The organism is Chromohalobacter sp. 48-RD10 (assembly GCF_029889785.1).
In the GTDB taxonomy this organism is placed as follows: Bacteria; Pseudomonadota; Gammaproteobacteria; order Pseudomonadales; family Halomonadaceae; genus Chromohalobacter.
Map to the genome: position 1 here is coordinate 95,426 of NZ_JARANX010000004.1, position 20,739 is coordinate 116,164.

18 protein-coding genes are annotated in these 20,739 nt (G+C 62.2%); 9 read left to right on the forward strand and 9 right to left on the reverse strand.

What is annotated here, in order from left to right; genetic code table 11:
- Positions 1 to 3: 3 nt before the first annotated feature.
- The 7 genes from ubiE to OP496_RS06750 form a co-directional block, all read right to left on the reverse strand.
- Entirely contained in the window at positions 4 to 750 is a 747-nt protein-coding gene (gene ubiE / locus OP496_RS06720) for a bifunctional demethylmenaquinone methyltransferase/2-methoxy-6-polyprenyl-1,4-benzoquinol methylase UbiE (protein ID WP_280562740.1), read from the reverse strand.
- A gap of 98 nt (positions 751 to 848) precedes the next feature.
- Complete coding sequence (locus tag OP496_RS06725) at positions 849 to 1,232, reverse strand: DUF971 domain-containing protein (RefSeq protein WP_280562741.1); 384 nt, start codon at positions 1,230 to 1,232, stop codon at positions 849 to 851.
- Between the two features lie 127 nt (positions 1,233 to 1,359).
- Entirely contained in the window at positions 1,360 to 2,685 is a 1,326-nt protein-coding gene (gene hslU, locus OP496_RS06730) for an ATP-dependent protease ATPase subunit HslU (RefSeq protein ID WP_280562742.1), read from the reverse strand.
- 38 nt (positions 2,686 to 2,723) lie between these two features.
- On the reverse strand, positions 2,724 to 3,242 hold the full coding sequence (hslV, locus tag OP496_RS06735) for an ATP-dependent protease subunit HslV (RefSeq protein ID WP_040239597.1): 519 nt from the start codon (positions 3,240 to 3,242) through the stop codon (positions 2,724 to 2,726).
- 152 nt (positions 3,243 to 3,394) lie between these two features.
- Positions 3,395 to 4,102 (reverse strand): SPOR domain-containing protein, encoded by a 708-nt coding sequence (locus tag OP496_RS06740; protein ID WP_280562743.1) that lies wholly within the window; start codon positions 4,100 to 4,102, stop codon positions 3,395 to 3,397.
- 2 nt (positions 4,103 to 4,104) lie between these two features.
- Positions 4,105 to 5,790, reverse strand: coding sequence for an arginine--tRNA ligase (argS, locus tag OP496_RS06745; protein WP_280562745.1), 1,686 nt, complete (start codon positions 5,788 to 5,790; stop codon positions 4,105 to 4,107).
- 155 nt (positions 5,791 to 5,945) lie between these two features.
- Entirely contained in the window at positions 5,946 to 8,168 is a 2,223-nt protein-coding gene (locus OP496_RS06750; RefSeq protein WP_280562746.1) for a primosomal protein N', read from the reverse strand.
- A gap of 215 nt (positions 8,169 to 8,383) precedes the next feature.
- Between OP496_RS06750 and rpmE the strand changes: the two genes are divergently transcribed.
- Both rpmE and OP496_RS06760 read left to right on the forward strand, forming a co-directional pair.
- The gene (rpmE, locus tag OP496_RS06755; RefSeq protein WP_280562747.1) at positions 8,384 to 8,599 is read left to right on the forward strand and encodes a 50S ribosomal protein L31; all 216 of its coding nucleotides are present in this window, start codon (positions 8,384 to 8,386) and stop codon (positions 8,597 to 8,599) included.
- 271 nt (positions 8,600 to 8,870) lie between these two features.
- Positions 8,871 to 10,145 (forward strand): malic enzyme-like NAD(P)-binding protein, encoded by a 1,275-nt coding sequence (locus tag OP496_RS06760; protein ID WP_280562748.1) that lies wholly within the window; start codon positions 8,871 to 8,873, stop codon positions 10,143 to 10,145.
- 80 nt (positions 10,146 to 10,225) lie between these two features.
- Here the strand turns inward: OP496_RS06760 and OP496_RS06765 are convergent, their stop codons facing one another.
- Together OP496_RS06765 and OP496_RS06770 are read right to left on the reverse strand one after the other, a co-directional pair.
- On the reverse strand, positions 10,226 to 10,978 hold the full coding sequence (locus OP496_RS06765) for a DUF481 domain-containing protein (RefSeq protein ID WP_280562749.1): 753 nt from the start codon (positions 10,976 to 10,978) through the stop codon (positions 10,226 to 10,228).
- A gap of 93 nt (positions 10,979 to 11,071) precedes the next feature.
- Complete coding sequence (locus OP496_RS06770; RefSeq protein ID WP_280562750.1) at positions 11,072 to 13,591, reverse strand: penicillin-binding protein 1A; 2,520 nt, start codon at positions 13,589 to 13,591, stop codon at positions 11,072 to 11,074.
- Positions 13,592 to 13,871: 280 nt separating this feature from the next.
- Here OP496_RS06770 and pilM point away from each other — a divergent pair, with 280 nt between their 5' ends.
- Genes pilM through aroB form a run of 7 tightly spaced genes read left to right on the forward strand, consistent with a single transcriptional unit; the run spans position 13,872 to position 20,390 of the window.
- Entirely contained in the window at positions 13,872 to 14,942 is a 1,071-nt protein-coding gene (pilM, locus tag OP496_RS06775) for a type IV pilus assembly protein PilM (protein ID WP_280562751.1), read from the forward strand.
- Positions 14,939 to 15,505 carry a PilN domain-containing protein gene (locus OP496_RS06780; RefSeq protein WP_280562753.1) on the forward strand — a complete coding sequence of 189 codons (567 nt, stop codon included), beginning with the start codon at positions 14,939 to 14,941 and terminating at the stop codon, positions 15,503 to 15,505. The genes pilM and OP496_RS06780 overlap by 4 nt, the downstream gene beginning before the upstream one ends.
- The gene (locus tag OP496_RS06785) at positions 15,502 to 16,140 is read left to right on the forward strand and encodes a type 4a pilus biogenesis protein PilO (RefSeq protein ID WP_280562754.1); all 639 of its coding nucleotides are present in this window, start codon (positions 15,502 to 15,504) and stop codon (positions 16,138 to 16,140) included. Before OP496_RS06780 ends, OP496_RS06785 begins: the two co-directional genes overlap by 4 nt.
- Positions 16,133 to 16,690 carry a pilus assembly protein PilP gene (locus OP496_RS06790; RefSeq protein ID WP_280562755.1) on the forward strand — a complete coding sequence of 186 codons (558 nt, stop codon included), beginning with the start codon at positions 16,133 to 16,135 and terminating at the stop codon, positions 16,688 to 16,690. Before OP496_RS06785 ends, OP496_RS06790 begins: the two co-directional genes overlap by 8 nt.
- Before the next feature lie 30 nt (positions 16,691 to 16,720).
- Entirely contained in the window at positions 16,721 to 18,721 is a 2,001-nt protein-coding gene (pilQ, locus tag OP496_RS06795) for a type IV pilus secretin PilQ (protein ID WP_280562756.1), read from the forward strand.
- 11 nt (positions 18,722 to 18,732) lie between these two features.
- Positions 18,733 to 19,275 carry a shikimate kinase AroK gene (aroK, locus tag OP496_RS06800; RefSeq protein WP_280562757.1) on the forward strand — a complete coding sequence of 181 codons (543 nt, stop codon included), beginning with the start codon at positions 18,733 to 18,735 and terminating at the stop codon, positions 19,273 to 19,275.
- A gap of 2 nt (positions 19,276 to 19,277) precedes the next feature.
- Complete coding sequence (gene aroB, locus OP496_RS06805) at positions 19,278 to 20,390, forward strand: 3-dehydroquinate synthase (protein ID WP_280562758.1); 1,113 nt, start codon at positions 19,278 to 19,280, stop codon at positions 20,388 to 20,390.
- Positions 20,391 to 20,739: the final 349 nt, after the last annotated feature.

Genomic DNA, 20,739 nt, shown 5'->3' on the forward strand with positions numbered 1-20,739 from the left:
GCCTCATAGTTTGATGCCACGGTGCAGGGCGACGACGCCCCCGGTCATGTTGGTGTACTCGACACGTTCGAGCCCGGCGTCTTCCATCATCGCCTTGAGGGTTTCCTGATCGGGATGCATGCGAATCGATTCGGCCAGGTAGCGATAGCTCTCGCCGTCCTGGGCGACCCATTCGCCCATACGCGGCAAGACGCGGAAGGAATATTCGTCGTAGAGGCGCGACAGCGCAGCGCTCGCCGGCTTGGAAAATTCCAGTATCAACAGGCGGCCGCCAGGCTTGAGCACGCGCGCCATGGAACGCAGCGCGGCCTCCTTGTCGGTGACGTTGCGTAGGCCGAAGGCGATGGTGATGCAGTCGAAGCTGTTGTCGGCGAAGGGCAGCGCTTCGGCATTGGCCTGCACGTATTCGGCATTGTCGCCGACACCGTTATCGAGCAGCTTGTCGCGGCCCACATGCAGCATCGAGGCGTTGATGTCGGCGAGGACCACACGACCGCGAGGACCGACCAGGCGCGAGAACTTGAGCGCAAGGTCGCCGGTACCGCCAGCGATATCGAGCACGTGATGGCCGGGGCGGACACCGGCACGCTCGAGCGTCAGGCGTTTCCAGAGGCGATGCACGCCGAACGACATGAGATCGTTCATGACATCATAGCGGGCGGCGACCGAATGGAAGACTTGCGCCACCCGGTCGGCTTTCTCCTCGATCGGAACTTCCTGATAACCGAAGTGGGTCGTGCGCTTGTCCATGACCTTTCCTTGGGCAGGCGTGGAGTGCCCGCGCGGTGCGTGGAAGTGGAGTTGTATTGTAACGTCGGCCCCGGCGTTTGTCGCCACGCCGGGGTGTCTTATAACTCCTTGATGGTGATGGTGGAAGGCTCGCGTGAGGCACCGGCTTCCTCGAGACGGCGCAGGTAATCGGCCCACCATTGCTCTTGATGGTGGGCCATTTCATAGAGGTAGTCCCAGCTGTACAGGCCGCTGTCGTGGCCATCATCGAAGTGCAGCTTGAGGGCATAACGCCCGACCTGGGTGATGTTCTGGAGGCCGACATCCTTCTTGCCAACCTGCAGGACAGCGGTGTCCGGGCCGTGGCCGCGAACCTCGGCGGAGGGCGAGAACACGCGCAACAGCTCCGTCGGCAGACGGTAGGATGTGTCATCGGCATAGCCGAGCTCTAGCTCGCGAGCTTGCTTGTGGTAATGGATGCGTGTGGGAACGGGTGCGGACATGAACACCTCCGGTGAGAAGGAAGACGGAAGAAGCAAGAAGGAAGAGGTACGTCAGGGTAGAGGTTCCTCTTCCTTCTTCCGAGGCGCGAAGCGCCGGTCTTCCGACTTCGAGCGGCGTAGCCGCGTCTTAGAGAATGTACCGCGACAGGTCTTCGTCGGTGGCTAGTTCGCCGAGTTGCTCGTCGACATAGGCGGCATCGATGGTCAGCGGGCTTGCCATGTCGCCTCCCTGGAAGGATGGCTCCTCGAGCAGGCGTTCCATCACCGTATGCAGACGCCGGGCGCCGATGTTTTCGGTGCCTTCGTTGACCTGCCAGGCGATCTCGGCGATGCGCGTGATGCCTTCATCGGTGAAGTTCACCTCCAGGCCATCGGTGGCCAGTAGCGCCTGGTATTGTCGGGTCAGTGCTGCGGATGGCTCGGTGAGGATGCGCTTGAAGTCATCCGGCGTCAGCGCTTGCAGTTCCACACGGATCGGCAGGCGCCCCTGCAATTCGGGGATCAAGTCCGATGGCTTGGAGAGGTGGAACGCTCCCGAGGCGATGAACAGGATATGGTCCGTATTGACCATGCCATGCTTGGTGGACACCGTCGACCCCTCGATCAGCGGCAGCAGGTCGCGCTGTACGCCTTCGCGGGAGACATCGCCGCCGCTGCCTGAGTCACCCCCCTTGGCGACCTTGTCGATCTCGTCGAGGAAGACGATGCCGTTCTGCTCGACCGCCTCGATGGCGCGGTTCTTGATTTGCTCTTCGTTGACAAGCTTGGCGGCTTCTTCGTCGTGCAGCAATCGCCTTGCTTCCTCGACGGTCACGCGACGCGACTCCGACGTCTGCTTGCCCATGTTGGAGAACATGCTTTGCAGCTGATTGGTCATCTCTTCCATGCCCGGCGGCGCAGAGATATCGACATTACCGCCTTGAGGCGTGACCTCGATGTCGATCTCCTTGTCGTCGAGCTGACCTTCGCGAAGTTTCTTGCGGAAGGTCTGACGTGTCGAGGAGTCGTCGTGGGCATGGTCGTACTCGCTGCCGCGCGGCCGGGGTAAAAGTGCGTCGAGAATGCGCTCTTCGGTGGCGTCCTCGGCCTTGTGAGCGACTTCTTCCTTGGCCTGCTCGCGGACCATCTTCATGGCCATCTCGACCAGGTCACGGACGATCGACTCGACGTCGCGGCCGACATAGCCCACTTCGGTGAATTTGGTCGCCTCGATCTTGATGAATGGCGCCCCGGCCAGCTTGGCCAGGCGGCGGGCGATCTCTGTCTTGCCGACCCCCGTGGGGCCAATCATCAGGATGTTCTTGGGCACTACCTCGCCGCGCAGACTGTCGTCGAGCTGCATGCGGCGCCAGCGATTGCGCAGGGCGATGGCCACCGAGCGCTTGGCTTCCTGCTGGCCGATGATGTACTGATCCAGTGCGTGGACGATCTCGCGGGGAGTCATCTGTGTCATGACGAAGCCCTATGCTGCCCGGGAGCGGTGAGCGTGACTCACAGCTCCTCTAGGGTGATGTTTTGATTGGTGAAGACGCAGATATCGCCGGCGATTTCGAGCGACTTCTCGGTAATGGCGCGCGCGTCGAGCTCGGTGTTCTCGAGCAGGGCGCGTGCGGAGGCCTGGGCGTAGTGGCCGCCGGAGCCGATGGCGATGATTCCGCGTTCGGGTTCGACGACGTCGCCATTGCCGGTGAGGATTAGCGAAGCGTTCTTGTCGGCCACGGCGAGCATCGCTTCCAGACGCCGCAGGGCACGGTCGGTGCGCCACTCCTTGGAAAGCTCGACGGCGGCCTTGACCAGATGTCCCTGGTACTTATCCAACTGGGCCTCGAAGCGCTCGAACAGGGTGAAGGCGTCGGCCGTGCCGCCGGCGAAACCGGCCAGCACCTTGCCATGGTGAATGCGGCGTACCTTGCTGGCGTTGCCCTTCATCACCGTGTTGCCGAGCGAAACCTGACCATCGCCGGCGAGGGCGACATGTTCGCCGCGACGTACGGATACGATCGTGGTCATGGATGGGAGCTCCTTGTGGGGTGTCGGGCACCCGATGACTTGATTGCCGAGGCGCCTGTGGCCCCCAGGCGATAAAACGGTGGCGACGCATGCCATTGTGCTTACGGTAATGCGGGCGGCAAACAGGGAAATCAAGCCGCCCGGTCACTCCTTCAGTTCTGCAGCTTGATCAGCAGTGGCTCGATGCCTTGTGTCACCATCAGATCCTGGGCGCGCGTCAGCTCATTCGTGTCTTGGTAGGGGCCGACCTGAACACGATGCCAGGTTTCGTTGTTGGAGGTTTGCACTTCGGTGATCTTGGCGATCAGTCCGAGATCCTGAAGCCGGCTTGCGAGACGCTTGGCATCGGCGACCTTGCGAAACGAGGCCGCCTGCAGCATGTACTTGAGCCCATCGGCTGAAGGATCGGCCACCACCTCGTCAGCACGGTCGTCAGCACGGTCGTCGCTGGTGTCCGGCGATCTCTCGCCATCGCGACTGGGCACTGCGGTGTTATCCACCTTGGGTGCGATGACCTCCGATTCCGGTAACAAGGTATAGAACTCGAAGGTCGGCATGCGCGACTCGGCGGCGTCCTCGTTGGCAGTACCGCTTGATGAGGCGCCATCGCCTGTATTACCCGCCGAATCGCTGCCGGACGAGGCGCTATTGGAGGACTTGGGCATTACCGTGGCGACCGGTTCCGGGGCCGACTGCTGGAAGTATTGGGCGAGCGCGAAGCCGGCGATCAAGCCGACTACGCCCCATAGCCATCCAGGGAGTCCCGCGCGCGATGACTTGGTCTGGCGCTTGCGACTGGTGGCGCCGCGTGACGTAGCGCGAGAATTGCTTTTTCCTTTCTGGGCAGGGCGACGAGCCATGCTTACATCTCCTCGGGTGCACTGACGCCCATCAGGTCGAGGCCGTTGCGCAGCACTTGCCGCGTGGCCAGGCCCAGTGCCAATCGGGCATTGCGCAATTCATCGTCGTCGACCATGACTTTGACCGCGTTGTAGCAGGTGTGGAAATCGGAGGCCAGGTCCATCAGGTACTGGGCAACCTGCTGTGGCTCGCGGGTCTGGGCGGCCCGTTCGACGACTTCCGGGTAGCGTGCCAGGCGGTTCATCAGCTCTTTCTCCTGCCCGGTGTCGAGCCGATTCAGATGCTGCATGCCCAGCGCATGATCGAAGGCCTTGGCGTCGGATTCGGCGCGGCGCATCATGCTGCACACGCGCGCATGAGCGTACTGGATGTAATAGACCGGATTGTCGTTGGACTGTGAGCGGGCAAGATCGATATCGAAGGTCAACTGCGAATCGGCACGCCGTGCGGCGAGGAAGAAACGGGTGGCATCGCGGCCCACCTCATCGATTAGATCGCGCAGGGTCACGTAGCTGCCGGCACGCTTGGAGAGCTTGACCTCGACCCCGGAGCGCGTGACCAGCACCATCTGATGCAGCACGTAGTCCGGCCAAACTTGGGGGATGCCGGTTTCCAGCGCCTGGAGGCCGGCCCGCACCCGGGTGACCGTGGAGTGGTGATCGGCGCCTTGCTCGTTGATCACGGTGGTGAAGCCACGCTGCCACTTGTCGTGGTGGTAGGCGACGTCCGGCAGGAAGTAGGTGTAATCACCGTCTTTCTTGCGCATCACCCGATCCTTGTCGTCACCGAAGTCGGTGGTGCGCAGCCAGGTCGCGCCGTCTTCTTCATATGTATGGCCGCCGTCAACGAGCGCTTTCACCGTGGCGTCCACCTTGCCGTCGTTGTACAGCGAGGACTCCAGGAAGTAGACATCGAACGCGACACCGAACGCCTTGAGGTCGAGGTCCTGCTCGCGACGTAGGTAGGCAACGGCGAAGTCCTGGATGGCATCGAGATCGTCGGCATCTCCTTTGCCGGTGACTTCTCGGTCATCGGCAGTAATCGTCTCGCCGGCCAGATACGCCTTGGCGACATCGACAATGTAGGCGCCGCGATAGCCGTTCTCGGGCCACTCGGCGGTCTCTGGCGTGAGACCTCTCACGCGGGCCTGCACCGATTGGGCGAGATTGTGGATCTGGACACCCGCATCGTTGTAGTAGAACTCGCGAGTGACATCGAAGCCGGTGGCTTCCAGAAGCCGGCACAGACAGTCGCCGATGGCGGCACCACGCCCATGGCCGACGTGTAGCGGCCCGGTGGGGTTGGCGGAGACGAATTCCACCTGCACCTGTTGGCCCTGGCCACTCAGGCTGCGCCCGAAGGTATCGCCAGCATCCAGAATGCTGGGCACGACCTGAGCGATGGCCTCGGTGGCGGCGAAGAAGTTGATGAATCCGGGGCCGGCGATGTCGACCTGGCGTATGGCGGTGCTTTCCGGCAGCGCTGCGACCAGCGCCTCGGCCAGCTCGCGTGGCTTGCGGCCGGCTGGCTTGGCCAGCGTCAGCGCGAGGTTGCTCGCGTAGTCGCCATGGGCCTTGTCCTTGGTAGGCTCGACCTTGACGGTCAGCGGGGTGTCCGCGGGCAGAATGCCTTGCTGCTTGAGCTGCGTGCCGGCGGCCTCGAGCAGCTCGATGATGGTCTCTTTCATGAAATTCCGATGTCCTGTGTCTGGCGCGCGACAGGCCGGCGAGCGCCAGGCTGCGCTAAGAGCGTTGGGTCGGTCATTATCGGCGATTGGCCGCCGCCTTTAAACCCAAGCGCGCCATACCCGCCGGCGGAGGCAGACGCACTGTCGGGGGTGGCTCAACTCAAGGTTTGCGGGTCGATGTCCAGCGAGGCGCGCACGCGTCGGCCATCGGGATGATTCTCCAGCCATTGCACGAGCCAGGCGCAGGCGCGGTGCAGGCTGCTGCGTCGCGTGTCGGAGAGCATCACTTGCATGTGGTAGCGGTTCTGGCGGCGCTCCATGGGCGCAGGTACCGGGCCCAGGCAGGTGACGGTCGATCCCTGGGCGGCCAGCCATTCACGCAGCGCCTCGGCGGCGTTGCCGGCGACGTCGGCGACGTGCGTCTCGCGTGCCGCCTCGAAACGTGCCAAGGCGAGATGGCGGTAGGGGGGCAGGCCGGCCAGGCGACGCTCTTCCAGCAGTTGGCCGGCGAGCGCTTCATAGCCGCTGTCGGCGAGCAGGCGCAGGTTGGGGTCGTCGGGATGCAGGGTCTGGACCAGCACGCGTCCAGGATGCTCGGCGCGGCCAGCGCGACCGGCGACCTGCACCAGCAGTTGAGTACTGTGTTCGAGGGCGCGGAAGTCGCTGGCGTAGAGGCCAGCGTCGGCGTTGACCACGACCACCAGCGTGACATGCGGCAAGTGATGGCCTTTGGCGAGCATCTGGGTGCCGACCAGCAGGCTGGGCTCGCCGCGTCGAATCTCGCGCAGGATCTCCTCGAAGGCTTGCTTGCGCCGAGTGCTGTCACGGTCGATGCGGTGCACGGGCGTCTCGGGAAATAAGGCGGCCAGCGTTTCCTCGGTGCGTTCGGTGCCGCTGCCCAGTGGGCGCAGGTCGCCACTGCCGCACTCCGGGCAGGCATCGGGCAGCGGGCGGTGAAAGTCGCAATGATGGCAGACCAGTTCCTGGGGCTGACGGTGCAGCGTCATGCGAGCATCGCAATGTGGGCACTCGGCTAGCCAGCCGCACGCGTGGCATGCCAGAGAGGGAGCGAAACCGCGCCGATTGATGAAAACCAGCACCTGGTTGCCCGCGTTAAGGGTCTGGCGGATTGCCTCGATGGCGGGGGCGATCAAGCCGCCCTGACGATGGCGTCCGCGTAGGTCGGTCAGCTCCAGACGTGCCGGGGCATGCCGGTTGGCGCGTTGCGTCAGACGCAGATGGCGGTAGCGGCCACTACGGGCCTGGGCGAGGGTCTCCAGTGCTGGTGTGGCGCTGCCCAGCACGATGGGGATGTTCTCGCGGTGGGCGCGGGCGATGGCCAAGTCACGGGCGTGGTAGCGCAGGCCTTCCTGTTGTTTGAAGGAGCCGTCGTGTTCCTCGTCGATGATGATCACCCCGGCAGCGGCCAGGGGAGTGAAGACCGCCGAGCGGGTGCCGATGACGATCGGGGCTCGGCCGGTACGCGCGGCATCCCAGGCATCCAGACGTTCGAGGTCGGTGAGTCCCGAATGCAGAGCGACCACCGGGACTCGAAAGCGTTGCCGGAAACGGGTCAGTGTTTGCGGTGTCAGGCCGATCTCCGGCACGAGCACCAGCGCCTGGCGGCCTCGCGCGAGCACCGCCTCGATGAGCTGCAGGTAGACCTCGGTCTTGCCGCTGCCGGTGACGCCGTACAGCAGACACGGATGATAACGCTCGAGACCTTCGTGAATCTCGGCAAGGGCGCCCGCCTGTTCGCGGGTCAGTGGCAACGAGGGTTCGGCGAGCTGCGAGCTGGATTCTTCCTCGGTGGTCGTCAGTCGCTCTTCGTGGCACTCGACGAGATGCTTGGCCTGCAGGCCTTCGAGCTGTGCGCGGGTGAAGCCTTGCGCGGTGACCGCGCGAGTTATCAAGCCGCGTGGGTGCTGGCGCAGCATCGCCAGCAGTTCGGCCTGGCGAGGCGCGCGTTCGAGCGTGCCGGTATCGCCGTCGCGCGCTATCCAGCGCTCCTGGTGACGGGCCTGCAGTGGCCGTCCCTGGCGCAAGGCGACAGGGAGTGCCTGGGTGATGGTGTCGCCCAGCGGATGCTGGTAGTAGCGTGCGGTGAAGCGACACAACCACCACCAGTCACCGGGCAGGGGAGCATCGTCGAGACACGCCAGCACGGCCTTGAGCTGTGCGTCCGGCACGTCGCTGCGTTCGGGGCACTCGACCACTACGCCGATGAGCTGGCGACGTCCGAATGGCACCTTGACGCGAAGCCCTGGGCGCCAACCACAGGCGGGAGTCTCGCGACAGGGGCGATAGTCGAAGAGGCGTCGCAACGGCGTGGGCAGGGCAACTCTGAGTAGTCGCGGCGTATGATCGGTGCTCGACAAGAGTCCTCCGAAAGGGTGGCGGCACATGGCGTTGCAGGCGCTACGTGCCTTTTCAGCGATGTCAAGGCGCTGCTATAATATGTGCCCCTTCGGCTGTGGGCCAAGGCGAGTATCGTCAGGGTCGCATGCCGAATCAATCGGTTGCATCTTTATCAACCCGTGTGCGGTGCCTGGCATCGACCAGGTGGCGGCGCACCATAGCGTGAGGCAGCAAAATGAAACAAGCGATTCATCCCGAATACAAGAAGGTCTCCGCCACCTGTTCCTGTGGCGCGACCTTCGAGCTGGGCTCCACGGCCAAAGACGACTTCTACCTGGATGTCTGCTCGCAGTGCCACCCGTTCTACACTGGCAAGCAGAAGCAGGCGACCACCGGTGGTCGTGTCGAGCGCTTCAACAAGCGTTTCGGTGCAGCGATCAAGCGCGGCTGATTCAAGAAGCCGTTATGTAGGCGCTATCGCCGACGTTCGAGAAACCCGCCAAATGGCGGGTTTTTTTATTTTTGAAAAGTCGAAAACGACGCTCTGATAAGGTTTGTTTTATGCCTGGTTAGTCGGGCATAAGTTTCAATAAATGGATGGCAATTGCTTCAAAAGTTCGCTTAAAAGTCTTTAATGTCGCGAACTTGGCACAAGTTGTTTGGCGAAGTCTTTTTCTATATTCTGGCGATCATGCCTCCATGCAGACGATTGGAAAAAGCTCATGAGTGACGAAAAAAGACAGGCAGCGCTGGAGTATCACGCCAAGCCAACTCCCGGCAAGTTATCCGTCGAACTGACCAAGCCCACCGAGACATCGAAACATCTGGCCCTGGCGTATAGCCCCGGGGTGGCCGAGCCGTGTCGCGAAATCGCCAAGGACGTGGAAAACGCCTATCTGTATACCGGCAAGGGCAATCTGGTAGCCGTGGTCTCCGACGGCAGCGCAATCCTTGGTCTGGGCAATCTAGGCCCCTTGGCCAGCAAGCCGGTCATGGAAGGCAAGGGCGTGCTGTTCAAGCGCTTCGCGGGCATCAACTCCGTGGACATCGAGCTCGATGCCGAGAGCCCGCAGGCCTTCATCGATACCGTGGCACGTATCGCCGATACCTGGGGCGGCATCAATCTCGAGGATATCAAGGCGCCGGAGTGCTTCGAGATCGAGCAAGCGTTGATCGAGCAGTGCAATATTCCGGTCTTCCACGATGATCAGCACGGCACGGCCATCGTCACGGCCGCAGGGCTGCTCAATGCCCTGGATATTGCTGGCAAGCCCCTCGAAGATGCCAAGATCGTTTGCCTGGGCGCGGGCGCGGCGGCCATCGCCTGCATGAATCTGCTGGTCTCGTGTGGCGCTCGCGCCGAGCATATCTATATGCTCGATCGCAAAGGCGTGGTGCACAGTGAGCGTGACGATCTCAACCAGTACAAGGGAATGTTCGCCACCGAGACGTCGCGGCGTACGCTGGATGATGCCATCGAGGGCGCCGACGTCTTCGTGGGGCTGTCCGGTCCCAACCTGCTCAAGCCCGAGCAGCTCGAGCGAATGGCGGTAAGTCCGGTGGTTTTTGCTTGCTCCAACCCCGACCCCGAGATTCATCCGGACGTGGCCAACGAGACTCGTGATGATGTGATCATGGCCACCGGACGTTCCGATTACCCTAACCAGGTCAATAACGTGCTGGGCTTTCCCTTCATCTTCCGTGGCGCGTTGGACGTTCGCGCCACGCGTATCAATGAAGAAATGAAAGTGGCGGCCGTGCATGCCCTCAAGGACCTGGCGCGTGAGCCGTTGACCCGCGAGGTGCTGGATGGCTATGGCATCGAATCGCTGGAGTTCGGGCGCGGTTACATCATTCCCACGCCGCTGGATTCCCGGTTGCTCGACAGAGTCGCTTCGGCAGTGGCGCAAGCGGCGGTAGATAGCGGCGTGGCACGCAAACCCTATCCGGCACATTATCCGTTGACCAGCATCAAGGACGTTTACGGGCCGCTATAGTCGCGCGCCGAACAGGCATGATAGCTAAGGGCCGCTCAGGGGAGCGGCCCTTAGTAGTTGTGGGGCTGCGTTGGTCGGTGTCACCAGCTGTAGAGCAGTGACATCGAGGTAGTGCGATCGGTGTTGGCTTCGGCGCCATCCGGTGGATTCGTGTTGTTCTTGACCTCAAAAGACATCTTGAGCGCCAGGTGCGAATTGAGCTGGGAGGTCAGCGACGAAATCGAGCGCGTCGTGGTGTTGGGTTCGGCCGCCTCTACAGAAACTGCCTGCTCGAAGTAGGCGCCTTCCGAGATGTTCCAGCGATAGTCGAGTGCAGCATAGGCCAAGCCCAGATCGTCTTCATCGCCGTCCTGGTAGGCATCGTGACGATAGCCTGGGCCGAATTCCGTGGACAGTGTGTGCGTCGGCCCGTCGAGCCACTGGCGGCCATAGCCACCGATAGTTGTGAACTGGAAGTCGTAACCGCTGAAACGATCTTTTTCCCAGCGTCCGAAACCGAACAGGTAGTGAGGGCCCTCCAGCTCATAACGCTCGCGGCCGCCCAGCAGGTACTGCTCGGTGCTGGTTTCATCGTTTTCCTGAACGCTGCGCGTCTCGCCACGCAGAGTATGCGTATGGCGACCCGTCAGCCAGGTGAGGCGTCCCTTGGCGAGCAATGTTTGACTGTTACTGTTTCCGGAGAGGTGCGTATAGCCGAGTTCGGCCTCGCCGCTCATCTTGGGGGCATCGTCCTGCGGTGCAGGCGGTGCGTAGAACAGATCGGCGTGCACCGGAATGGCACAACCGAACAGCATGATCAGCAATAGCCATCGCGAGTCTCGCGACACGAGCATGATGGACTCCCTTTCAAAAACGGTTGTCGGTCAGTGGCGTGGGAGCTGGCGCGTTCATGGGGGTGGCCTGCAAGGCCACCCATGGAGTGTCGACTAGAAAATGGCATCGTAAGTGCCGGTACCTTGTGAGCCGCTGCTGTCCTCGAGTTCGGGTTGGATCGAACGCGGCTTGTAGTCGGGGAGATTGTCCTTGCGGAAGATTTCCTGCATGCCGCCCGATTGGTCGTTATGCAGGCGCAGTCCGGTCTCGGGATCAATGCGGACTTTGACGATATCGTCGGGGCGCGAGGGCATGCTTTCGGGTTGGCCTTGAAGCGCCTGCCCCATGAACGACTTCCAGATCGGCAAGGCGGCTTGCGAGCCGTATTCACCGGTCGTGGAATTGTCGTCCTTGCCGACCCAAACGGTGGCCACCAGGTCGTCGTTGAAGCCCGAGAACCAGGCGTCACGTTGATCGTTGGTGGTGCCGGTCTTGCCGACGATATCAGGACGGTTGAGATCCAATGCGCCGCGTCCCGTGCCCTTTTCGATGACGTCACGCATCATGTCGCGGATGATGTACATCTCTTCGGGCGTGGCTACGCGCTCGGCGATGCGGCGGGTTTCACCGTCGAGTGCGACGGTCTTCTGGTCGGGGTCGCACTCCTGGCATGCCACCACGGGGTTGGCCTCTTCAACCAACGCGTTCTTGCTGCCATGAGTAACCGACTGGATATACCACGGCGCGACCTTGAAGCCGCCGTTGGCCAGCACGGCATAGGCATTGGCCATTTCCAGCGGTGTCAGCGACGCGCTGCCCAGGGCGAGCGAAAGGCCATGTGGCAGCCGGTCCTTGGAGAAGCCAAAGTTCGTCAGGAATTCCAGCGTGTTATCCAGGCCTAGCGACTGCAGCACACGAATCGTGACCAGGTTGCGCGACTGGTAGAGGCCGACACGCAATCGTGTGGGGCCGCGGAATTTGCCCTCGGCGTTTTCGGGACGCCAGTCGCCGCCGACATCGGACATGACCACAGGCGCATCGTTGATGATCGTGGCGGCGTTCATCCCGTTGTGTAGTGCGGCGAGATAGATGAAGGGTTTGAAGATCGAGCCTGCCTGGCGCTGCGCCTGGATGGCGCGATTGAATTTGCTCGACGAGAAGCTGAAACCACCCTGAAGGCCACGAATAGCGCCGGTTTGAGGATCCATGATGACGATCGCGGCCTGGGCGCTTGGTACCTGGGAGAGACGCCAGTCGCCATCCTCGGTGTGCATGACGCGAATCAGGTCGCCACGCTGGGCGATGGCTTCGGCGTTGTCCGGTGTCTCGCCGCGCCACTCGGCGCTGTGGTACGTGCGCGCCCAGTCTAGCCCGTCCCAGCCGAGTGTTACCACGCCATCCTCGCGTGTCAGGACGCGCATCTGGCGACCCTCGGTTTCCACGACGATACCCGGCTCCAGTGGGCCATGCCGGGAGGTGCGGTCGAGCACCTTGACCCAGTTGCTGACATCCCCGTCGATTCCCTCGACCGACTCTTCGCTGCTCTTGGCAGCCTGGCGTGCGGTTTCCATGACCTCGGGAGATTCGGATAACTCTTCTTCGAGCCCTTGAGAATCCGTGCGGTCCTGGGCTTCCACCAAGCTGGAGGGAATGTCGGTTTTTTCGGGGCCACGCCAGCCATGGCGAGTATCGTAATCGATGAGCCCGTTGACCAACGCGTCGCGCGCGTCGGCCTGCATGCGGCTGTCGATGGTCGTCTTGATCTGGTAGTTGTCGGTATAGGCATCGTCACCGAAGCGTTCCACGGCATACTGGCGCGCCATTTCGGCGACATAGGGAGCCTCGACTTCGAACTGCGAATGCGCTCGGTGAGCCGTGACCGGGGCCTTGACGGCGGCCTGGTACTGAATCGGGTCGATGAAGCCGAGTTCGCGCATGCGCAGCAATACCCAGTTGCGGCGAATCAACGAGCGCTCGGGGTTGTTCAGGGGATTGAGCGCCGAGGGGGCCTTGGGCAGGCCGGCGAGCATGGCCAGTTGCGGCAAGTCGAGCTCAGCAAGCGGTTTGTCGTAGTAGCCTTCGGCGGCCGCCCCGATGCCGTAGGCGGCATTCCCGAGATAGATCTTGTTGACGTAGAGCTCGAGAATTTCCTGCTTGTCGAGTACCTGTTCCATCTGCAGCGACAGCAGGATCTCGCGAATCTTGCGCGTGAAAGTACGGTCCAGCGTCAACAGGTAGTTACGCGCTACCTGCATGGTGATGGTGCTACCCCCCGATTGAATGTTGCCACTGGTGGCAAGCTCCATCGCCGCGCGAGCAAGCCCTTTGGGGTCAATGCCGGGGTGTTCGAAGAAGCTGGCATCTTCGGCCGCCAACAGCGCGTCGATGTAGGATTGGGGAATGTCATCGTAGCTGACCGGCATGCGGCGTTGATCGCCGAACTCGCCGATCAGCTTGTCGTCACGCGTGTAAACGCGTAGCGGTGTCTGCAGTTCGAAGTCCTGCAATTGACGAACATCGGGCAAGCCCGGGGCGAAATAGATACCGGCGCCGATGATGGCCAGTACGCAGCCCAGCCCCAAAGACACAATTAGCCATAGGATGGACGTTAACAAGCGTTTGAAAAGCTTCATGAAAAGGCGTTTTCCGTCGTCTCGGGTGGCGGTCTGGCCGCAATGAATGGTGCAATCCTTTGCCATTGGCATTATAAGAACGCAGCCGCATGGGGGCTAGCGTTGATGCAAATCGACTGTCACGGCAGTATACATAATGTAACCTTACGCAATGTGGCGTGCCTCATACGATAGTGTGGCACGCTGATAACAAAGCGGCTTGCCCGTTACAGGGGCAGCGGGTTGGCTCGATGAACGACAATACCGAGCGCCACGCCATGCCGAAGAATATTGCAGGGGTATGACAGTGTGGCGGTTTAAAAAATCCCAGCAGGGCCTGGTGGGGGTGGATATAACCTCGGCCACCGTCAAATTGATCGAGCTCGATCATGCGGGGGCGGGCCAGCGTATCGCCAGTTACGCCGTGCGCCCATTGCGTGAAGGCGCGGTAGTGGAGCGGCGCATCCGCGATCTCGACGAGGTGGCCGCGACGTTGACGCGTGCGGTCGAGCATGCGCGTCCGTATTCACGGCACGCGGTGGCGGCAGTGCCCGCCAGTGCCACGATCACCAAGACGCTGACCTACCCGGTGACCCTCAGCGACGATGAGGTCGAGGCCCGCATTCAGCTCGAATCCGAGCGCCATATCCCGTTTCCGCTCAATGAAGTCGCCTTCGATTTCCAGCGCGTGGGACTCAACGCTCGCTACCCCGACCAGCAAGATGTCTTGCTGGTGGCGTGTCGCCTGCAGGACGTCGACCATCTTGCCGACGTTCTTCGCCGTGCCGGCCTCGAGCCCGCCGCGGTCGACGTGGAATCCTTTGCCATGGAGCGTGCGGCCAGCGAGCTGCTGCGTGACGAGACGCCGTCTGGCCAGGCGGGAGAGTGTGCTGCGCTGGTCGATATCGGCGCCAACATGAACGCCTTCCATGTGCTCATCGACGGGCGCATCGCCTATACCCGCGACAACGTGCTGGGCGGTCGTCACTTGACCGAGGAGATCCGAAAGCGCTACGGCCTGAGCCTCGAAGAGGCGGGACTGGCCAAGAAACGCGGTGGTTTGCCCGAAGACTACGGGCATGAGGTGGTGACGCCGTTCATCGACATGCTGATTCAGCAAATCGGCCGCTCGCTGCAGCTTTATCATACCTCGGGACAGCCGCGTGATATCCAGCGCCTGATTCTGGCGGGTGGTTCGAGTGTCATTCCGGGGCTGCGTGAACGCCTCGAGGCGCAAAGCGGGCTGAAGGTAGTGATGGCCAACCCGTTCGAGCGTATGCGGGTGGCGTCACGCGTCGACGTGCAGGCGCTTGCCAGCGATGCACCGGCGATGCTCACTGCGTGCGGCCTGGCGATGAGGGGGCGGCGATGAGTATCGAAATCAACCTGTTGCCGTGGCGTGAAGCGCATCGACAACGGCGCACGCGGCGCTTTTACATAGCTCTGGTGGGCGTGGCGGCACTGGCACTGCTGTGCGCCTTGGGGGTGTCGCGTTGGTATCAGGCGGGGATCGACGCCGAGCGTGGTCGCCTGGCCCTGATCGAGCGCCGTATGGAGGCGCTGGAAAAGGATATCGACACGGTCAAGGACTATCGCGGGTTGCGGGGGCGAATGCTCGAACAGATCGGCCTGATTCGCGAGCTGCAATTCAGCCGTCCGCAGACGGTGCGCATCTTCGATCAGTTGGCGGCGACACTGGTCGACGGCGTGCATTACGACCGCCTGGTGCGGGAGGGGGACCGGCTCGAACTCAGTGGTCTGGCGCATTCCAATCGACGTGTGTCCGAGCTGTTGCGGCAGCTCGATGCCTCGCCTGTGTTCGGCACGCCAGCGCTTGCCGATGTGCAGTCGGGTGGCGGCGATGCGACGTTGAAGCGTTTCAACCTCAGTGTCGAGGCGCTTACGCCTCGCCGTGATGCCGAGGAGGCGCCATGAGTCTGCGCTCACAGTGGCGACAGTTGCGCGAGGTCGAGTGGCGCGACCTGGACCTCAAGGAAGCCGGTACGTGGCCGGCGTTGCTGCAGGCGATATGCCTGGTGGCGCTGTTTCTGGCCGTCTTCTGGGTAGCCCAGTGGTACGTCGCTGCGCCGCGCCAGGCAACCCTGGCCAGCTTGCAGGGGCGCGAGGGCGAGCTGCTCCAGGAATACGAAACCCGCGCTTATCAGGCGGCCAATCTCGAGCAGATGCGCATGCAGATGTCGGAGCTCGACACGCGCATGCAGGCATTGCTGCAAATGCTGCCCGCCGACACAGAGATCCCTGCGCTGCTGGATGACATCAGCGATGCAGCGCAGGCCCATCGTCTCGCCATCGAATCGATCCGGCTGCGCTCGCCGGTGCCGCAAGACTTCTACATCGAGCAGCCCTTCGATATCCAGGTACGGGGCGGCTATCACGACATTGCCGCTTTCCTGGCCAGCGTGGCGGCGTTGCCGCGTATCGTCACCCTGCATGATTTTTCGCTGTCGCCGGTGGACGGTGGCGATACGCTGCGCCTGTCGCTACTGGCACGTACTTACAGCTATCGCGAAGATACTGATCCCAAGGCTGAGGGGCGTGGCGATGACTGAAGGGCTGACGATCTCCCGGCGTTGGCGTGTCCTGCTTGCGGGGCTGGTCGGGGTGGTGTTGCTAGGCGGTTGTCGCGATGCCGAGATGACTGCGCTGGACGCGCACCTGGATGCCCTGCGCCAGCAGCCGGAGGGTAGCATCGAGTCGCTTCCTCCTGCGCCGGTGTATCGCACGGCGCATTATTCGCAGGCCCAGCAGCGTAGTCCGTTCAGGGCCGAGCACCGCACGCAGGAAGGTGCCGTGACAGCCTCGCAGGGCGATGGCCCAGACCGTCAGCGTCCGCGTGAGCCCCTGGAACGCTTTCCGCTGGAACAACTCGAGCTGGTGGGAACCTTGACGGTAGGCGGTCAGTCATCGGCTTTGATCCGTGCGCCCGACGGCAACGTCTACCGTCTTTTCGAAGGTCACTATCTGGGGACCGATTTCGGACGTGTCACGGCGATTCAGGACGCCGGCGTCGAGCTGGTCGAGCAGGTGCGCGAGGGCGGCACCTGGCGTCAGCGACAGCGTACCCTGGAATTCAACGATTCATCGCAAGCCGCCGAGTGATGGCGGTATGTACAGGTATTGGAGAACCACATGATGCGAACGCTGTGCGACTGGCTGATGGGCGGGCTCTGCCTCGTGGGGCTGGTCGTCTGTGCTCAAGCACAGGCGGCGACGTTGACATCGCTCGAGTTCGCCCAGCGCGGGGATGGCGGAATCGATGCACGGTTGGCGTTCGATGGTCCGGCACCCGAGCCGCATAGCTACCGAAGCGATTCGCCGGCGCAGCTCGTCGTCGACCTGCCGGAAACGAAAAACCAGCTCGAGCAGCGTCGCTTCGGTATCGATCGTGACGGCCTGCAGGAAGTCCGCGTGGCCGAGACGGGCGAGCGCACGCGCCTGGTATTCGGTCTTGATGAGCCCTTGCCTTATTCGACCCAGCGTCAGGGAGAGCAGCTTCGCGTGCGCTTGGGCGGAGATGCCGCTGAGCGCTCCGCTGCGTTGACGCGCATCCGCGATCTCGATTTTCGGCGCGGCACGAACGGCGGTGGGCGCTTGGTGGTCACGCTCGACCACGGTGGCGTGACGCCCGAAACGGACACCGAAGGTGACACCTTGACGGTCACGTTGTCCGGTGTCCGACTGCCTAAAGAGTTGAACAGTATTCTCGATGTCAGCGATTTCGATACGCCAGTGTCGCGCATCGTGCCACGCTCCAGTGGTGAGGGTGTGACGCTGACGCTCGACAATCGCGAGGCTTTTCAGCATCTGGTCACGCAGCGCGGCGATCAACTGATCGTGGAGGTGCAGCCGCGCGATGATGATGCACGTGCGTTAGAGGGCGATACGCAGGAATATGACGGCGAGCCGGTCAGCCTCAATTTCCAGAACATACAAGTGCGCGAAGTACTATCGGTGCTTTCCGACTTCAGTGGGGTGAATATCGTCGCCAGCGATAGCGTCCAGGGCAGCGTGACGCTCAATCTCACGCAGGTGCCGTGGGATCAGGCGCTCGATTTGATCCTCAAGAGTCATGGTCTTGCGAGTCGTCGCGAGGGGGATGTGATCGTGGTCGCGCCTGCTGATGAGCTGGCGCAGATGGAGCGCCAGACGTTGGAGAATCGTGCCCAGTCCCAGCAGTTGGCGCCGTTGAAGATGGAATACGTGCAGGTGCGTTACGCCAAGGCCACCGACCTGGCTACGATGTTGCGTGGCAGCGAAGGGTTCGGGCTGCTCTCCGAGCGTGGCCGCGTGACGGTCGACGAGCGCACCAATACCTTGCTGGTGCGTGACACGCCTGATCAACTGGCGGGTATTCGTGACATGCTCGACAAACTCGATGTGCCGGTGCGCCAGGTGCAGATCGAGGCGCGTATCGTCATTGCCCGTGACACCGCCTCTCAGGAGTTGGGCGTCAACTGGGGTGTTTCGCAACGCCAGGGTGTCACCTTCGATGAAGATGGCGTGGGGAGCGTGGTCGATCGCAACCCCAGCGGTGCCAACCGCGCCTCCGCCGGTCTGTCCGTCGACTTGGGCGATAGCGACGGCAGCGGCTCGGCATTCAGTTTCGGTTATCTTTCCGGCGATGTGCTGCTCGACCTGGAATTGCGCGCTCTGGAAAGCGAGGGCAAGAGCCAGACCATTTCCCAGCCCAAGATCATCACCGCCAACCAGAAGAAGGCGGTGATCAAGCAAGGCCAGGAGATTCCCTACCAAGAGTCGACGTCCTCCGGGGCGACCAATGTGGAATTCAAGGAGGCCGTGCTGTCGCTCGAGGCCACGCCGCAGATCACCCCCGACGGCAGTATCGTCATGGACTTGCTGATCAACAACGATACCGTTTCCGATACTAGTTACGGCGACGGTGCGCCGGCGATCGATACCAATTCCATCGAGACCCAGGTGCTGGTGAACGATGGCGAAACGGTGGTGCTGGGCGGCATACTGACCTCCGAGCAATTGCGCAATCTCTACAAGACACCGCTGCTCGGTGATTTGCCGTTCATCGGTTCGTTGTTCCGCTATACCCAGGAATCCAACGAAAAGGTAGAATTGTTGATCTTCATTACCCCCAAGATCATCGGAGACAAATAGGCGAATCGCTGATGCAGGGTCTGCCCACGATCATTCTCGTCGGCCCTATGGGCGCGGGGAAAAGCACCATCGGACGCCTGATGGCAGCCGAGTTGAAGCGCGAGTTTTTCGATAGCGATGACGAAATCGAAGCGCGCTGCGGTGCCAATATTGCCTGGATTTTCGATGTCGAGGGCGAGCGCGGCTTTCGTGATCGTGAAACTCTCATGCTGCGGGAGTTGGCCGGCCGCGAGGCCATTGTTCTCGCCACCGGCGGCGGCGCAGTGATGCGCGAGGATAACCGCCAGGCGCTGCGCGAGCGGGGCGCGGTGGTGTATCTGGCAACCTCGGTCGAACAGCAGATTCGGCGCACGGCCCGCGACCGTAACCGCCCATTGTTGCGCCAAGGCAATCCCGAGCAAGTGCTACGCGATCTATTCGCCAAGCGTGACCCGCTTTATCGCGCCACCGCCGACTTGACGGTACGCACCGATCGGCGCGGCCCCAAGACGGTGGTCAACGAGATCATTCGTCGCACCAAGCGTTTGTCCGATCCACTCGATCTAAAGGCTTGATCATGACCGCTTCATCCGCATTGCCGTATCAACGTCTGCATGTCGAACTCGACGCCCGGCGCTATCCCATCCATGTGGGGCCGGGGTTGCTCGACGCGCCGGATATGCTGGTGCCATACCTGGCCGGGCGTCAGGTGATGATCGTCACCAACGAGACGGTGGCGCCGCTGTATCTCGAGCGCCTCAAGCGCACGCTGAGCGGCGATGGCCACGACGTGCACGAGGTGGTTCTGCCCGATGGCGAGCACACCAAGACGTCGGCCAGTGTCGAGCGCATCTGGGATGCACTGTTGGCGGAGGGGTTCAATCGTCGTTGCACGTTGGTCGCGCTCGGGGGCGGTGTGATCGGCGACATGGCAGGTTACGCAGCGGCGTGCTATCAGCGCGGTGTAGCTTTCGTGCAGATACCCACTACCCTGCTGTCGCAGGTGGATTCCTCGGTGGGCGGCAAGACCGGTGTCAACCACCCGCGTGGCAAGAACATGATCGGTGCCTTCTGGCAGCCGCGTGCGGTCTTGATAGACACCGATACGCTGGCCACGCTACCGGACCGCGAGCTCTCCGCAGGACTCGCCGAGGTCATCAAGTATGGCTTGATCCAGGATGCCGACTTCCTTGCCTGGCTGGAGGCGCACATGTCGGCGCTGCGCGGGCTTGATGTCGAGGCGCTCACCGAGGCAATCCTGAGGAGCTGCGCGATCAAGGCCGAGATCGTCGCTCGTGACGAGACGGAGCAGGGGCAGCGGGCGCTGCTCAATCTGGGGCACACCTTCGGTCATGCCATCGAAGCGCATCAGGGGTATGGTAACTGGCTGCATGGTGAGGCCGTGGGTGCAGGCATGCTGATGGCTGCCACGCTGTCGCAGCGTCTGGGGTGGCTCGAGGCCGCCGAGGTGGCGCGTGTCGAGACGCTCATTGCGCATGCCGTTTTGCCGGTCACAGTGCCTGTTGCGATGAGCGCCGATGATTTTCTCGCCGCCATGCGCTTGGACAAGAAGAACATCGACGGCCGCTTGCGCCTGGTGCTGTTGTCCGGCCTGGGTGAGGCGTGCGTCTATGACGACACCCCGCCGGCTATGCTCAAGGCGCTGCTCGGCGAGTTCCCTCGCGCCTGACGCTCTCGCTTCTCCCGCTGACCCGGCCCCCGCGACGCCTGCCTTCTCGGCAGGCGTTTTGCGTAGGGCCTCGCCGCGTTTGTGCAGTGGCGTTTTTCGCGCGACAATATGCTTGTATCCGCATGCCTCATGCAGGATCGGCATGAGATAAGGTTAAAACTTAGACTAAAGTCGCGTATTTAGAGCCTCAAGCTTGCAAGCTTGCTAACGCGTTGACATGTCAGGGGTTTTAGCGAGATTTTGTGGCTAACCCCGCGATTTTGCGCAGCTTTGAGGCAGCACGGCAGGTAGTGGAATTGCTTGAGAGGTGGGCAGGGGCTATGCTGGTCGACCTTTTTCACGCCCTATG